This window comes from Planococcus dechangensis (genome assembly GCF_042654465.1).
GTDB classification, from domain to species: Bacteria; Bacillota; Bacilli; order Bacillales_A; family Planococcaceae; genus Planococcus; species Planococcus dechangensis.
On the sequence record NZ_JBHSGL010000005.1, the window covers coordinates 1,885,258 to 1,900,686 of the forward strand.

The 15,429-nt window shown below is 48.9% G+C and carries 14 protein-coding genes and 1 riboswitch; of the genes, 3 read left to right on the forward strand and 11 right to left on the reverse strand.

The genetic code is table 11. From position 1 onward, the window contains the following. Positions 1–46: 46 nt before the first annotated feature. Positions 47–153, reverse strand: a riboswitch (SAM riboswitch). Between the two features lie 337 nt (positions 154–490). Continuing rightward, positions 491–1,630, forward strand: coding sequence for an N-methyl-L-tryptophan oxidase (gene solA, locus ACFO5U_RS12475; protein ID WP_377279392.1), 1,140 nt, complete (start codon positions 491–493; stop codon positions 1,628–1,630). A 24-nt stretch (positions 1,631–1,654) separates the two neighbouring features. Here the strand turns inward: solA and ACFO5U_RS12480 are convergent, their stop codons facing one another. Next, on the reverse strand, positions 1,655–2,710 hold the full coding sequence (locus ACFO5U_RS12480; protein WP_377279393.1) for a Gfo/Idh/MocA family protein: 1,056 nt from the start codon (positions 2,708–2,710) through the stop codon (positions 1,655–1,657). Between the two features lie 447 nt (positions 2,711–3,157). On the opposite strand from ACFO5U_RS12480, the gene ahpC reads away from it, so the two are divergent. Next, positions 3,158–3,727, forward strand: a complete 570-nt coding sequence (ahpC, locus tag ACFO5U_RS12485) for an alkyl hydroperoxide reductase subunit C (protein ID WP_377279394.1) — start codon at positions 3,158–3,160, stop codon at positions 3,725–3,727. Positions 3,728–3,739: 12 nt separating this feature from the next. After that, positions 3,740–5,287: an alkyl hydroperoxide reductase subunit F gene (gene ahpF, locus ACFO5U_RS12490; protein WP_377279395.1), complete on the forward strand. Its 1,548-nt coding sequence runs from the start codon at positions 3,740–3,742 to the stop codon at positions 5,285–5,287. Between the two features lie 52 nt (positions 5,288–5,339). Here the strand turns inward: ahpF and ACFO5U_RS12495 are convergent, their stop codons facing one another. The 10 genes from ACFO5U_RS12495 to ACFO5U_RS12540 form a co-directional block, all read right to left on the reverse strand. Next, a complete protein-coding gene (locus tag ACFO5U_RS12495; protein ID WP_377279396.1) occupies positions 5,340–5,822 on the reverse strand; it encodes a nucleoside deaminase in 483 nt (160 codons plus the stop codon). 48 nt (positions 5,823–5,870) lie between these two features. Next, entirely contained in the window at positions 5,871–6,653 is a 783-nt protein-coding gene (locus tag ACFO5U_RS12500) for a nucleotidyltransferase domain-containing protein (RefSeq protein ID WP_377279397.1), read from the reverse strand. A 45-nt stretch (positions 6,654–6,698) separates the two neighbouring features. Next, a complete protein-coding gene (locus ACFO5U_RS12505; RefSeq protein ID WP_377279398.1) occupies positions 6,699–7,892 on the reverse strand; it encodes a DUF4317 domain-containing protein in 1,194 nt (397 codons plus the stop codon). 145 nt (positions 7,893–8,037) lie between these two features. After that, positions 8,038–8,943 carry an AEC family transporter gene (locus ACFO5U_RS12510; protein WP_377279399.1) on the reverse strand — a complete coding sequence of 302 codons (906 nt, stop codon included), beginning with the start codon at positions 8,941–8,943 and terminating at the stop codon, positions 8,038–8,040. Between the two features lie 164 nt (positions 8,944–9,107). After that, positions 9,108–10,415, reverse strand: a complete 1,308-nt coding sequence (locus ACFO5U_RS12515; protein WP_377279400.1) for a 2-hydroxycarboxylate transporter family protein — start codon at positions 10,413–10,415, stop codon at positions 9,108–9,110. Between the two features lie 200 nt (positions 10,416–10,615). Next, positions 10,616–11,332 (reverse strand): response regulator, encoded by a 717-nt coding sequence (locus ACFO5U_RS12520; protein ID WP_377279401.1) that lies wholly within the window; start codon positions 11,330–11,332, stop codon positions 10,616–10,618. Then, positions 11,304–12,938, reverse strand: coding sequence for a DcuS/MalK family sensor histidine kinase (gene dcuS, locus ACFO5U_RS12525; protein WP_377279402.1), 1,635 nt, complete (start codon positions 12,936–12,938; stop codon positions 11,304–11,306). The genes ACFO5U_RS12520 and dcuS overlap by 29 nt, the downstream gene beginning before the upstream one ends. A gap of 137 nt (positions 12,939–13,075) precedes the next feature. Next, complete coding sequence (locus ACFO5U_RS12530; RefSeq protein WP_377279403.1) at positions 13,076–13,693, reverse strand: NAD(P)-dependent oxidoreductase; 618 nt, start codon at positions 13,691–13,693, stop codon at positions 13,076–13,078. A 60-nt stretch (positions 13,694–13,753) separates the two neighbouring features. Next, the gene (locus ACFO5U_RS12535; RefSeq protein WP_377279404.1) at positions 13,754–14,719 is read right to left on the reverse strand and encodes a nucleoside hydrolase; all 966 of its coding nucleotides are present in this window, start codon (positions 14,717–14,719) and stop codon (positions 13,754–13,756) included. Between the two features lie 212 nt (positions 14,720–14,931). Then, complete coding sequence (locus ACFO5U_RS12540; RefSeq protein ID WP_377279405.1) at positions 14,932–15,420, reverse strand: GNAT family N-acetyltransferase; 489 nt, start codon at positions 15,418–15,420, stop codon at positions 14,932–14,934. Positions 15,421–15,429: the final 9 nt, after the last annotated feature.

Genomic DNA, 15,429 nt, shown 5'->3' on the forward strand with positions numbered 1-15,429 from the left:
TTGATGCAAAAAAACCTCTTTCAAATAGAAAGAGGTTTGGACCAATTTCTTATCTCTCAGAATGACGCCATTCTGCAGGAATTAGCACCTCTCATTAAAAATGATGGTTGCTGGACTTCACAGGGCCTGTCCCTCAGTCTCTCTGGATAAGTTATTTAATTATTTAACATATTACCGATAGTATTTGACATTGCCCTTTGTGTCAAACACATTTTTTCGCTTTATCGTGGAACTGCATAAAAATGTAAGCCCTTTAATTTCTTGCAAGATGTTGCTGCGCGTAGGTTTTGCTTTCCACTTAAGTTGCTTAAAAATAAATAAAATCTATCGGTAAAGGGGCTAGTTTTCAAAAACTCTGCTTCTCAGTTAAGCTAAAGAAAAAATTGACAAGTCTCAAAATATTCCATACGATCGACTAATACTTAGAGGCCGTAACCTATTCATGCAAGCCCATTCATACAACTCTCATACAGAACGGAGTGAAGTGAAGATGACCGAAAAAACGATTTTTGACGTCGCCATTATCGGCGCCGGAACGATGGGGATGGCTGCCGGCGCTTTTTTGGCACAACAAGACGCCAAGACCTTATTGATCGATGCGTTCGATCCCCCTCATAGCCAAGCAAGCCATCACGGGGATACCCGCTTAATACGCCATGCTTACGGCGAAGGCAGACATTACGTTGCGTTAGTGTTACGTGCACAGCAATTATGGGAAGACTTGGAGAGGCAAACCGGTTTTAAGATTTTCGACAACACCGGCGTCATCGGACTCGGCCCGAATGACTCCCCCTTTCTGCTGGAAATGATCGCGTCTGCGAGAAGCTACGACTTGCCGCTGGATGTATTAAGCAGCCAGGAGATTCAAGAAAGATGGCCTGGTTTTACAGTACCGGATCATTTCATCGGCTGTTTTGAAGCGCAAGCGGGCGTGCTTTACAGCGAAAATGCCATCCGTGCGTATAAAGAATTGGCCATTCGAAACGGGGTGGAATTCATCCCGAATACCCCGGTTCGAGACATCGATCTGAATGACGTGCATGGCGTGAAAATTTCCACCGGGCAGTCTGTTTTTTATGCAAAAAAAGTGATCGTTACGACCGGTGCATGGGCGGCGAAATTATTGCCGGACCTGAAGCTGCCGATTCAGCCGACACGCAAAGCCGTCGGGTGGTTCGATGCGCCTGCCATGTATGACGCGGTGGATTTCCCGGGATTTTTTGTGGAAGACCACGACATGATGTTTTACGGTTTCCCGAGCATAGACGGAGCCGGCGTGAAAATCGGCAGGTCCGACGGCGGACAACCGATCGACCCGAATGAGCACACACAGAACTTCGGGTTATACGACAGCGATGAAGGCGACTTGAGACAGTTCCTCGACCTTTACATGCCCGGAGCCGGCGGAGCGCTCAAACAAGGGAAAACCTGTTTGTATACCGTCTCTGATGACCATCATTTCATCATCGACCACCACCCCGATAACGACCGCGTCATTTTCGCCTGCGGCTTTACAGGACACGGCTTCAAATTCGGCAGCGTCATGGGCGAAGTACTGAGCCAAATGGCATTGGACGGCAAGAGCCAATACGACATCACCCCGTTTTCACTCAAGCGTTTTGGATTGTGATGCAATCGAAAAGAGACCGTCCCATTAATAAAGGACAGTCTCTTTTTCGATGGTGATGACTTGTTGGGTGTCCGCCGCTTCCATAATGCCCAAGATGACTTTCAGCGATTTCAACGCATCTTCGCCCGTCACCAGCGGATCCTGATCCAAGCGAATCGAATCGATGAACGCGTCAATGACGCCACTCGGGGTTTGGTTATCATTTGTTTGCATCGCTTCCAATTGATAATTCACTTTCTCGCCGGAGTGCATGATGAGTTGCAGCTGATAGTCGTCGTCATGGTAAATTTTCATAATGCCCTTTTCGCAATAAAGGATGGTGCTATTGTCTTCTTCGCCGTAATAGGTCCAGGAAAACGCCGCATTGCCGAGACGCCCTTTTTCGGTCACCAAGCTGCACACAAGATTATCGCACACTTCAATCTGCTCGCCGTTTTCATCGACTTTGTGCAAAGCCCCTTGAAACGCGCTCACTTGGACAATCTCGTCGTCCAATAAATAATGCAGCAAGTCGATTTTGTGGATGCCTAGATCTCCGCCGACGCCGAATCCAGAACGCTCTTTTTTGAAAAACCAAGTGGAATTGCTCTTATTGATGCCCCAAGTTTCAGGTCCTGCATGGCCGAATGCGGTGCGGAACGTCAAAATCTTTCCGAGTTCCCCGCTGGACAAGATTTCCCGGGCTTTTTGGTGCGCACGTGTAAAGCGCTGGTTATGGTCGACCATCAGCTTTTTTCCGGATTGTTTCTGGGCCGCCACAATTTCCGCAGCATGCGCCAGTGTCAACGAAATCGGCTTTTCGCACAGCACATGCTTGCCGCTCAACAGCGCTTGCGTAGTGAACAGATGGTGGTGTTCATTCGACGAACAATCGCTGATGGCGATAATGTCCGGATCGTTGAATAATTCCTCGACACGCTCTACATTCCTGCCGCCGAACAATTCGACCATCGCTTCGGAACGATGCAGGTTGCGGTCGTAAAAGACGATGCTTTCGACATGCGGATTCGCTAAATATTCCGGTGCATGGCGCGTTTTTGTGATTCCCCCGCACCCGATAATGCCCACTTTCATGCCCATCTGATCCCCCCTGTTTTCTTTCTATCATAAACTACACCGGTGGAAACTCACACCTTATCTATGGGCAAACCGGGAGAAAACTAAACTTCCTTTGTCCATAACGCTTCTCTCAATTAGGAAAGATTCGATGAGAAAATATCCTTCTTAAACATTAGTTAGTTATCTCGAAATATTTGATTGCTATTTATTTCACTATTTATTCCCCGCTTTTTGTTTGTGCAGATTTGTATCCAACGCCCTTTTATTATTGACTTTTCTTACTCCCATAAAGAAAGCGTTTACACGAAAGGGTTCTCTTTGACAAAATTCCCGTTTCATATGACAATGGAAATAGAATTAGAATCATTATAATCAGATAACTATATTAATTGAGGTGAATTACTTCAATTTTTTTTTATGTTATCGATTATGGTCATTCTAAAAAAATATTCAGGAGGTAATTATTTTATGTCTTTGATCGGAAAAGAAATCCAACCATTCCATGCGTCAGCTTACCAGGCGGCAAGCGGCGAATTTATCGAGGTCACTGAAGAAAACATGAAAGGCCAGTGGAGCGTTGTGTGCTTCTACCCAGCAGACTTCACATTCGTTTGCCCGACTGAACTTGAGGATCTCCAAAACCAATACGCGACTTTGAAAGAGCTTGGCGTGGAAGTGTATTCCGTTTCTACAGATACGCACTTCACCCATAAAGCTTGGCACGACCATTCAGATGCAATCGGCAAAATCGAATACACGATGATCGGTGACCCGTCGCAACGCATCTCACGCGGATTCGACGTTCTTAACGAAGAAGAAGGACTCGCACAGCGCGGCACATTCATCGTAGACCCTGACGGCATCGTCCAAGCTGCAGAAATCAACGCAGACGGCATCGGCCGCGACGCAAGCACGCTTGTCGGCAAAATCAGAGCCGCACAATACGTGCGCAACAACCCAGGCGAAGTATGCCCGGCTAAATGGGAAGAAGGCGGCGACACATTGAAGCCAAGCCTTGACCTCGTAGGCAAAATTTAAGGAGTTTTGACGATGATACTAGATGCGCAAATCAAAGCACAATTAGAGCAATACTTGCAGCTTTTGGAAGGCGACGTGCTGCTCCAAATGAGCGCCGGTTCCGACAAGGTATCAAAAGATATGGTCGATTTGGTGGAAGAACTATCCGCCATGTCCCCGCGCATTCAAGTAGAGCGCACTGAGCTTGAGAGAACCCCGAGCTTTAGCGTCAACCGTCCAGGCGAAGAGATGGGCATCATATTTGCGGGCATTCCACTCGGCCATGAGTTCACGTCACTCGTTCTTGCCCTATTGCAAGTGAGCGGACGTGCGCCGAAAGCCGAACAGAAAACGATGGACCAGATCAAAGCGCTCGAAGGCACATACCATTTCGAGTCGTATATTAGTCTAAGCTGCCAGAACTGCCCGGAAGTCGTGCAATCACTCAATTTGATGAGCGTCCTCAACCCGAACATCACACATACGATGATCGACGGCGCGGCGTTCAAAGAAGAAGTTGAAAGCAAAGACATCATGGCCGTTCCAACGGTCTTCTTAAACGGCGAATCGTTCGCGAGCGGCCGCATGTCGCTTGAAGAATTGCTTGCGAAACTCGGCAGCGCGCCCGATGCTTCCGAATTCGATGGCAAAGAGCCGTTTGACGTGCTCGTTGTCGGTGGCGGGCCGGCTGGAGCCAGCGCAGCGATTTATGCGGCGCGTAAAGGCATCCGCACCGGCATCGTCGCTGAGCGCTTCGGCGGACAAGTAATGGATACCTTGAGCATCGAGAACTTTATCAGCGTCAAGCGCACGGAAGGCCCGAAATTTGCGGCCAGCCTTGAAGAACACGTGAAAGAATACGATATCGACGTCATGAACTTGCAGCGTGCGAAACGCTTGGAGAAAAAAGAGCTGTTCGAGCTGGAGCTCGAAAACGGCGCAGTCGTTAAAGGCAAGACCGTCATTCTTTCAACAGGTGCACGCTGGCGCAATATCGGCGTCCCTGGTGAAGAAGAGTTCAAGAACAAAGGCGTGGCGTACTGCCCGCATTGCGACGGCCCGCTATTTGCCGGCAAAGACGTCGCAGTCATCGGCGGGGGCAACTCCGGTGTTGAAGCGGCGATCGACCTTGCAGGCATCACCAACCATGTTACGGTGTTGGAATACAACGCAGAGCTTAAAGCGGATTCTGTTTTGCAAGACCGCCTAAAGAGCCTGCCGAACGTGACGGTGCTGACGAATGCCCGCACACAGGAAATTACCGGCACCGACAAAGTGAACGGCATTTCCTATATCGACCTTCAAAGCGGCGAAGAAAAACATGTCGAGCTGTCCGGTGTCTTCGTCCAAATCGGCCTCGTGCCGAACACCGACTGGCTCGGTGACTTCGTCGAGCGCACATCGCACGGCGAAATCGTCATCGACCAGCGCGGCGCAACAAATATGCCGGGTGTGTTCGCAGCAGGCGACTGCACGAACGTGCCATACAAACAGATCATCATTTCGATGGGCGGCGGCGCCACGGCTTCACTCAGCGCGTTCGACCACCTCATCCGAAGCGACATCCCTGTTTTGGTGTAATCAACATAAAAGGACTGCGAAGAGAATTTCTTCGCAGTCCTTTTTTATGGGCTTACTGTTTTGATTCGTGCAAACGGCGGTGAAGCTGGTGCACTTGTTCCGCAAGTTCCGGCACCGGCCCGTCGACGTCCGGGTCTGTCAGTATTTCTGGGATGGAGAGGTTGCGGACAGGCGAAGGCGGGGCGCCGAGCTCTTTCATCCAACCTGCCAATTGTTCAGACGAACTCGCGTAGACAATGCGGCGAAGTCCGACCCAGCCATGCGCCGCCGCGCACATCGGGCAATGCTCGCCGGATGTATAGACGATCGCTTCGGCCCGTTCATCTGGCGCCATATGTTCCGCCGCCCAGCGCGCAATCGCGAATTCGGGATGCTGTGTATGGTCGCCTGACGCTACGTGGTTATGGTCTTCGAACAGCACCTCCCCTTGCGCCGACACGAGCACCGAACCAAACGGCTCGTCTCCTTTTTCTAGCGCCTGTTCGGCGAGTTCGACGCAGCGTTTCAGATAGTGTAGATCGGTTTCAGTTATCATATGAGGCCTCCTTATAATTCGGGTACATGCTGAAATTGAAAATACATATTAAAAAACTTCTTCCAAAGTTTTTCTGAACAGTTCATCCAATTGCGAGGTCGGATCTTCAACAGTTCCTTGAAGAGACTTGGCATATGCTTCGAGACGCTCCATTTCACGTTCCACAAATTGATTGATGACATCGATGCGCGGTTCAAGATCGAACTCCTCGCCATTCAATTTGCGGTGCAGCAACTCCTCCACTCTCTCTTTCAACTCGCCTTCTTCGACACTGTCTTCGAGCAGTTCATGAAATCCAATAGGCGGTGTCGTTCCATGCTTTTCAATCCACTGGCAAGCGAGGATCGGCCGCAGGACATAGAAGTATTTCTTGATTTTCACATCCGTCCCCTGCAGATACTCACGGTAGTTTTTCTTTGCCATATTCAAATAATGGTAGAGCATGGAATTCGGGAAAAACACATCGCTTTCAAGCGCCCGCATATGATGAATAAATTCATATTCCTGATAGTAAATAATCTCACTTCTCAGCCACTCCAATAACGGGGGGTTGTTTTTTCTGAACAGACGCAATGCTTTAGTGATTTCCCATCCACTAATATCCAGTAAATCGTTAATAGGTTCTTCAATCACATCGCGTTTTGCACCGATGCCTTGCTGATCGATCGATAAATACCATGATGGCGGATGAATATAGATAAAGCGAACATCGTAATCACTATCTTTCGACGGAAACCCCCAAGCTCTGCTCCCGGATTCTACTGCATATAGAATTTTCACGTTGTGCATACGTTCAATTTCTTTTAGCTTCTCGCGAATTATCTCTTTCATCAATGCATCTCCTGCTTTCCTCAACATTTAGGCGTGACAAATTGTCTACTCCAACTCTTCTTCCGCCAGCAATTTAAATCCTTCAATGATCGTATCTTCTTCCACTTCGATCAAAATGCAGCGTTTGCCGTTGTAATTGACTTCTTTTACGTAACGTAAGTCTTGCGGCCCAATCTTGATTTCCGCGACTTTCGTGTTGATTTTAATCGATTTGGACGTATAGCTCGGAATGATGTGGCTCGCTTTCATTTCATACGCCTTGTCTTCGACGACGTTCTGGAAAGCGCGTTCCACTTTTTCGGTGCTGACATCTTTGATGCCGCTTGCTTTCAGTACGCGTTCCACTTCTTTCGTATCCAATGTCGGCGTGCTGTCTTCATCGTTTTCATCATCGTCTGCCACTTCGAGCAAACTATTGATTTCATCGTACACATTGGCCAGCGTCTTCGAATTGACTTCTTCGCCGATGATGCTTTTGACGATTTCTTCAAACACCGCCTTGTCTTCTTCGGCGGTCATGATTTCATCGCCGTTCAGCACATTTTCGATAAACTGGAAATCCGGCTTGTTCGCCTTGCCCGCTGAATAGAGGATGTGATTGACGTCTGCGGAATTGTCCGTAAAGCTCGGGAACAAAAAGCCGCCGATAGGCGAAGCCAGTTTGATGACAGGGTCGGCCATCATATTCGACTTGAATTCCTTCTCGATAAAATCAAACACCAGCGACGATTTCGGCAGCTCGGTTTGGTTCATGCTGCACAGGATGAACGGCGTCGTGTAAACTTCATCGCGCATGTTGACTTCTGTTTCGTCAGGCTGGCGTTTGGTCGTTTTAAAATAAGTCCCGCGAATGAACGTGATGACCATGTCTTTATCGTATTGTTTGTCTTCCACCATCTTCAAAGCCATTTTTTGCATATCTTCCTGCCACTTTGCCGCATCGTCTGCATGGAGCCCTCCGTATAACAAATGCTGCGTGTGATCTTCTTGGCCTTCCTCGGGACGCTGGAACTTCACTTCAAACAGCTTCTGATCCAGCTTGCCGCCCAATACTTTCTTGAAGTTGGCGAGGAACAATTCTTGCTGCTCGCGGTCCAACATGGTAAACGAACGGCTTTCCTCGTGGAAGATCTCGCTGCTTTCCTGCTTGATGTAGACATTATAGATTTCAGTGATTTTCAGTAGATCGGTTTCCAGTTTAAAGCTTTTGCGAATCTCTGCTATATCTTTTTTGTTCATCTCTATTTCCAACTCCCTAACTTAATATCCATGTAATGCGCAAAAAAAGAGCATCCAAGCCAATTCGCTTTGGACACTCTCTCATTATAACAAGATTTCACATAGAAGCAGGAGTTTGCTTGTTTCCTGATCTCCAGACAGTTTTTTAAAGTACCAGCAACAATAAAGGAATGGTAATGATGCTCGCTAAAGTGCTGACGAACATCGCGCTCGACACCATATCCGGATTCATATCGAATTTGATGGCCAATAGCGTCGTGGTGGCTGCGGCTGGAGTCGCTGCAGAAATCAGCAGTACTTTGGACTCGAGCGAGCCTGCCGGATATAGCCAAGCCAATAACACGAAGGCGATCGCCGGAAAAGCCACCAATTTGAGTATAGCGGCTGTCCCGATGAACTTCAGCACCGTCTTGATCTGGATCGACGCCAAGGTGATTCCGAGCAGCGTCAGCAACACCGGCACAGCGGCCTGGCCAAGCAAGCCCGTGGCATTCCCGATCGCCTCAGGAACCGCAATTCCCGCTATTTTCAAGATCAGCCCAATCGTAATGGCAATAAACCCCGGCATGCGGATGATGGTGAGGACAATCGCCTTCTTCGAGACATCGGCATGATTCGAAGCATAGAAAATGCCGGCCGAATTCATCAGCAAAGATTGCATGACGACATAAATGATCGCAATCGCCATCCCTTCGTCACCGAAGGCAAACAAGATGATCGGCAAGCCGTAATTGCCGGTGTTCGGAAACGCACTGGCGAGCATCATCGTATTTTCATACGGCAGATTCCATTTTAAAATCACTCCCAGTAATTTGACCAGTAGCGCAAAACACGCAAATAATAAGAGCGCAAACAATACAATTCTCCCCAAATCACCGAGATTCAAAGACGAAGTGGTGACCGAATGGAAAAACAAGGCCGGGCTGAACACATAAATGCATAAATCGGAAACCGGCTTGGAATTGATCGTCATGAACTTGCCGACAAAAAAACCGATGCCGAGCAAAATAAAGACAGGTAAAATGATATTGATGATTTCAGCAACTACCATTGATTTTCACGTCCCATCAAAAAAAGGAAAGGATTTCTCCTTTCCCGTCTGTTGAACAAATAACGAATATTTCATTTCCACGATAACGGATACTTTTACACTACCAAAAAATAACTAGGCTGTCGAAATGGTTTCCAAAAACGCCTGTCTGTTTCTTCCTTGTATCAGATGAAAAACGGGATAAATATGCTCGCCAATAATAAGATCAAAGCTCCGCCGAGTCGGGAAGAAATTTGCGCGAACGGCATCAATTCCATTCGTCTCGCTGCAGATAGCACCGCGACATCGCCGGTTCCGCCCATATTCGCCATGCACAGCCCAGCAGTGATGGCCGCTTCGATCGGATAAAAGCCCATGAATTTGCCGACCACGCCCGCACCGATCACAGCTCCGAGGACGACAGCAAAGACAATCAGCACATACTGGATGCTCAACGCATTCAATACCGCTTCCAAATCCGTATACGCGACCCCAATGCCGACCAACAACGCGTTGGTCCAGTTGCGCGCCACAAACTCATACCACTGGCTCGCACCTTCTACAATGATTTCCGGCATGACATTGGCAACTTTCAATGCAGCGACCAAGATGATCATGATGGCGTAAGGATGCAACGGAATAAAATCACCCAATAGATTTCCTAAAATATAAAATGACACAGCAGCCAAGACGCCGATTCCCATTTTGGCCAAATCATAGCCGGTCGTTTCTTTTTTCTCGTAATGGAAATTACGGATCAGCTGGCCGTTCCCCGTCAAACTCGGGTATTTATTGCCGATCATGTTCAAGACGCTAGCCAAGATGATGGCGAAGACATTTCCGAGCGCCAAGGCCGGTACGAGTATCGATAAATAATAGCCCGGTTCATTGCCAAGCATTTCCGAATACACTTGAGACATCGGCACAGCACCCGCCCCCATGCCGCCGCCCATGATTGGCATGGCGATGACGAGCACTGCTTCTTGTACGCTGAATCCTAACACCAGCCCGACCAATGCTGCCAGGGCCACTGCGCCTGCCACCGCTGCGAGCAGCGGCAAGGCGTAGCGGACGCCCGCTTTTACCAAGATTTTTGATTCCATCCCCAAAATACTGCCGGTAATCAATGCCGCAATATAGAAATTGAGGAAATCGCCGTCTGTCATGAATTCCGTAATCCCCGCCGTCGTGCTTTCAGGCATCAGTCCGCTATAGACCATGTAAGCGGATCCGAAAATAGCGACAATCGCACCACCGCCAAGGAAGGTGCGGACAATCGGCAAATTATTGCCGAACCAGCCAAACAATTCACCGAGCACCATCGTAATGAGCAATGCGCCGATCATGCCCGCCGGCAAATTTTCGGTATACATCGCATAAATGGCGATGACCGCAAAAATAGCAAACCATAGAATGGGCAGATTAAAAATCGTGAATTTGTCTTTCAAGCTTCTCCCCGGAAGCCGTGCCGGGGCTTTTGTTGTTTCTTTCATCTTGGACACCTCGTTTTCTTGAGCTTAAGCGCACACAGGTAAGCGCTTTCAATGTATTTCATATTTTAGACAAATTTCTGACAACTTCTAGCTTATGAAAGTATTGGTTTTATTGTAATTAAAAAAAGCAGCCGCATTGGCTGCTTTTTTAGCTTGTCGTGGACTTTTAAACCGCGTTTTCCCATACTCACCCTTCACTTTCAAAGATAAGGATCGAGACGATGTGTATTTTCCGGGTCCAAGCGGTATTGGTAGATGGGCCTGCCCACTCCGTAGGTCAAATCTTCCTGCAAATAGCCGATCGCGCTGAGGAACTTCAAGTATTTCCTGACAGAAACCCTGGAAATCCGGGCCGCCTGCGCCAAGTCGTCCGTCGAAAACACCGCGGCTTCATTCGTCAGGATCACGTGTTTGAGGGTCTGTAAGGTGGCTTTCGTCAGCCCTTTCGGCAAATCCTGGGCATTCGATTGTGAAGCAGCGGACGGCGGTTTTCTGCCGAGCAAGCTGTCGATTTCTTGCTGGTTGACCTGTCTATTATCGTGCAGTTTATGAAAGTTGTTTTTGTATTGCAAGAGCGCTTCCTGAAAACGGCTGAATTCGAACGGCTTGATCAAATAATCGGAAGCCCCGAGCCTTAAAGCGTGCTGGATTTGCTGGATTTCAGATGCCGCCGTGATTAAAATGACATCAAGATCCTGCTTTTGTTCGCGGATCATTTGCAAAAATTCAATACCCGTCAAGCCGGGCATATGGATGTCGAGCAACACCAAATCGATGTCTGCCTCCGCCAGTATCGCGATCGCCTGCTGCGCGTTCCCGGCCACACTGCTCACCATGAAGCCTTCCATCCGTTCGACGAATTGCCGGTTCAAAGCCGCGACCATCGGATCATCTTCCACTATCATCACTTGAATCATCGTTTTCACCCCTTGCTTCATAAGGCACTACTACCTCGAATGTCGTGCCATTGTTCACCTCGGAGGCCACGTCAATCGAGCCTTCGAGTTTGTCTACACTGTTTTGCACCAAATACAGCCCGAATCCTCGGTGGTAGCCTTCCTTACTGGAAACTCCTTTTTCGAACATCGTTTCCTGCACTTCCTGCTGGATGCCGGTTCCCGTATCACTGATCGTCACCGTCAGCAATTCATCGATATAAGAAAATATGGCATCTACTTGCTTCCGTTCAGTATCCACGACATTGTCGATCGCATTGTCGACCACATTGCCGATGATGGTGATCAATTCATGCGTAACAGCGGAATCGTCCGGTTTTGGAATGTCCGTTTCGCAGTGGATCGCAAGCTCGACCTGCGCTTCCCTGGCAAAACTGATTTTCCCGAGTATAAAGCCTGCCAGCACCGGATCCTTGATGGAACGCGTCACGTTGCCGACTTCCACCGCCTGATGGTCGACCAGCTTTGTGATAAAGTGTGACACCTGTTCGTACTGCTCCATTTTGATCAAGCCCAATAAGACATGCAGCTGGTTCATGAACTCATGCGATTGTGCACGCAAGGTTTCCGCATACATTTCCACGCCTGTCAGCTGCTCGGCCAGCTCATCGATTTCCGTCTTGTCACGGAACGTCACCATCGCCCCGATCACTTGCTCCTGTACCAGCAAAGGCACATGATTTGAAATGATGGAAAGTCCATTGAGCTCTTGTTCCTCGTCCAAGACCGTCTGTTTGTCAACGAGCACGCGGCTTACTGCGAGACCCGGCAAAAACTCCTCAATCGCCGCGCCGATCGGTTCCTGTCCCTTGAACCCCGCTTTTTCGAACAGCTCTCTCGCCGAGCGATTGGCCAGCATGATCCTTGAGTCTTTATCAATGGCAATAACGCCCTCGTAAACGGAATGGAGCATCTGGTTACGCTCTTCATGGATACGGGCGATTTGGTGTGGTTCAAGTCCCAGCAGGCTTCGTTTAATATAACGCGCTAAGCACAAGGCGCCAATAATCCCGAACAGCAATCCGATCAGCGATCCAATCCAAATGGTCTTCTGGTTTTCACCGATCGCCGACTCTACTTCCTCCAGCGAAATACCGGCTGCAACAGCACCAATTTGATTGCCCTGATCATCAAAAATCGGGGTGAACGAACGGACCGACTGGCCAAGCGTCCCTTCCGCCCTAGAGGTATATTCCTCCCCTTCGAGTACACGCCTCTCATCCCCGCCGGCAAAAGCCTTGCCGATATTGTCCGGATTCGGATGCGATTTCCGGATACCGTCCATATCCATGACGACGACAAACAACACATCTGCGGCTTGCTGCATCGCCAGCGCGTAATCCTGGATATCGGCTTCCGCAGCTTGTGATTGCAGCCCACTTCGGATCACTTCCGAATCTGCCATAGCATTCGATATCCTAACGGCTTTCTCTTCCAACTGCTGCTCGATCCTATCACCTGATGTATCCGCTACGAGCAGGTTGGTGATCACGAGCGACACCAAGACAACCGATAGGACAAAGAGGATAATAATCGTACTTAATTTAAATCGGGATAAAAACGCCATGCTGCACCTCATTCTCTAAGCCGGAAAGTTCTTTTAAAAGATGTTTCTACTATAAGCCAAAACCGCTCCAAAGAAAATCAGGGGAATGAACCAAAAAAGCAGCCGCAAATTCTGCAGCTGCTTGGCTTGTCGATGATTCACGTCGCAATTCCGATCGACTTGTTTTCGTATTGCGCATCCCTCAACGCTTTCAAGATAAAATGCGCCACATCTGCACGCGGAATGGTTTTCGATTTGCTTGGTACGCTTTCTTCCGACTCCCTGTACTGTCCTGTAAACAGATCATTGGTCAATCCCATCGGCCGGACGATCGTGTAGGTCAGCCCACCCGCTTGAATAGCATCCACAGCCGCCCGGTGGTCAATGAGCGCATTCTTCAGCACGCCCATCATCACTTTCCCGCCGATGCCCGGCAATTCCTTGTCGATCCCGGCAGAGGCGGTATAGACGATGCGCTGGACGCCATGCTGTTGCATGCCCGCCACGATATTTTTCACCATCGTTTGCAGGTCGGTCGATTTGTTCATGCCTTGATTCGAGCCCAAACACGACACGACCGCGTCATGTCCGGCAATCGCTGCGGATACTTGTTCCACGTGGAACGCATCACCCTGTATGACGGTCAATTTATCGCCTGTCGCTTTCAGCTTGTCCGGTGTCCGTACAAATGCCGTCACTTCATAGCCTTGCTCCAATGCTTGCTCTACAACGGAGCTGCCTACGCCGCCCGTCGCCCCGAATACGATGATTTTCATCCCGCTTCACCTAGCTTTCTTATGAGTTGTTAAGCTATCGAATCCAAAGTATAAAACACATCAACGCGATTCCACACGATCTGAAATCACGTTTACGGCTTTCACAAATTCCGCAACGAACTCCTCGCGGTTCACGCTATGCAAAACATGGACATTCGGCATTTCGCCTGTCCGATTCGTAAAATCGACCACCGTAGCACCTGCCGTGATGCCTTCGAGTGAAGCCGCCACATAGCAGTCCTGTCCTTCAAACAGATCCGGCCGCAATAAATACATGACCGCACAGACGTCATGGAAATGAAGCACTTGGTCGTAATTTTCTTCGTGAAAAGGTGTTCTCTTGATGACGTCCAAATAATGCGTGACAAGGCCATACGCCTTCTCCGCAAATTCTGTGCCGATATCCAAAATGCCCTGCGCTTCCTCCAGCGTGACAAATGCTTTATGTGTCACATCCAAGCCACTCATCACAACTGGAACGCCCGAGCGGAATACGATTTCCACTGCATGCGGGTCGACATAGGCATTGAATTCAGCGGACGGCGACATATTGCCGCCGACTGCCGCTCCGCCCATCCACGAAATGCGCTCAATTTTCGGTTTCACTTCCGGATGCGCCAGCAATAAGGCCGCCACATTCGTCAAAGGGCCAGTTGCAACAATGGTCATTTTCTTCTCGCTCGCAAGCAAAGTCTCCCGCATTGCAGCAACCGCCGGCCGTTCGCTCACCGGCAAAGTCGGTTCCGGAAACTCGACATTCCCAAACCCGCTCTCCCCGTGGATCTCTTCCGCCATCTCGAGCTCGCGGAACATCGGCTGCTCCAAACCGCGCGCCACTTCCACCTGCGCTCCGATATAACTCAAGAACGTGCGCGCATTGTAATTCGTCTTGTCCTGCGAAATATTCCCCGAACACGTCGTCACTAAGCGCACATCCAACTTATCATCATGCGCGAACGCCAAAGTGAGCATCATCGCATCGTCAATGCCCGGGTCTGTATCAATCATGATCGGCAATCTGGCCATCCCTGAAAACCACCTTTTCTACTCTATTGGTTTTGATTTTACGCTAGTCGGGGCTTTAGGTGAAATGATAGTGAGTACATCTATTCTTTACTGAACAGAAATCCATGCAAAAAACTAGCCATCAAAGTCGAGGACTATAATGGCTTTTTGCTCATAGTGGTAATAAATTCAGTCAGCTTTTCTCCCTAGTATGGACCGATGAAACAAATTCATTACACGTATTGAAAAACAAGTTCGCCCTCTTCGGTCCCCGCCGGCGCAAACTCCAACTTTTTAAGTAACTGAATGGAAGCAAGGTTTTCAGGAGACGTTCCGGCTAGAATTTTGAGTCCGCGATGCGATTGTTGGATCCAGCGAATCATTCCCTGGATAGTTTCATACGCATACCCTTGTCTTTTAAAGGAGGGGCTGATGGTATAGCCGATCCAACAAGCCTCAGCTTCCTTTTTCATAAAAATATCCCCCAGTAGGGCCTGGTCGTTTTTGCGGATGATGGCAAACTGGGCACCTTTTTCCACTGATGGCTCTCTTAATAGAATTTTTTCATATTCTTCTCGAGCCAAGCCTTTAAAATATTGAAATTCCATCCATTCAAGGTTGTTGCGGTAAACCACAAAAGCATCCAGATCGCTTTCAATAAAAGGCCTGATGCAACACCTTTTCGTCTCAAAGACAGCTTGCATTCTATTGTCTTTCTGCATTTTATGCGT

Coding starts and splice junctions, on each gene's coding strand:
- solA (WP_377279392.1), top strand. CDS start 491: ATGACCGAAAAAACGATTTTTGACGTCGCCATTATCGGCGCCGGAACG.
- ACFO5U_RS12480 (WP_377279393.1), bottom strand. CDS start 2,710: ATGGGCATGAAAGTGGGCATTATCGGGTGCGGGGGAATCACAAAAACG.
- ahpC (WP_377279394.1), top strand. CDS start 3,158: ATGTCTTTGATCGGAAAAGAAATCCAACCATTCCATGCGTCAGCTTAC.
- ahpF (WP_377279395.1), top strand. CDS start 3,740: ATGATACTAGATGCGCAAATCAAAGCACAATTAGAGCAATACTTGCAG.
- ACFO5U_RS12495 (WP_377279396.1), bottom strand. CDS start 5,822: ATGATAACTGAAACCGATCTACACTATCTGAAACGCTGCGTCGAACTC.
- ACFO5U_RS12500 (WP_377279397.1), bottom strand. CDS start 6,653: ATGAAAGAGATAATTCGCGAGAAGCTAAAAGAAATTGAACGTATGCAC.
- ACFO5U_RS12505 (WP_377279398.1), bottom strand. CDS start 7,892: ATGAACAAAAAAGATATAGCAGAGATTCGCAAAAGCTTTAAACTGGAA.
- ACFO5U_RS12510 (WP_377279399.1), bottom strand. CDS start 8,943: ATGGTAGTTGCTGAAATCATCAATATCATTTTACCTGTCTTTATTTTG.
- ACFO5U_RS12515 (WP_377279400.1), bottom strand. CDS start 10,415: ATGAAAGAAACAACAAAAGCCCCGGCACGGCTTCCGGGGAGAAGCTTG.
- ACFO5U_RS12520 (WP_377279401.1), bottom strand. CDS start 11,332: ATGATTCAAGTGATGATAGTGGAAGATGATCCGATGGTCGCGGCTTTG.
- dcuS (WP_377279402.1), bottom strand. CDS start 12,938: ATGGCGTTTTTATCCCGATTTAAATTAAGTACGATTATTATCCTCTTT.
- ACFO5U_RS12530 (WP_377279403.1), bottom strand. CDS start 13,693: ATGAAAATCATCGTATTCGGGGCGACGGGCGGCGTAGGCAGCTCCGTT.
- ACFO5U_RS12535 (WP_377279404.1), bottom strand. CDS start 14,719: ATGGCCAGATTGCCGATCATGATTGATACAGACCCGGGCATTGACGAT.
- ACFO5U_RS12540 (WP_377279405.1), bottom strand. CDS start 15,420: ATGCAGAAAGACAATAGAATGCAAGCTGTCTTTGAGACGAAAAGGTGT.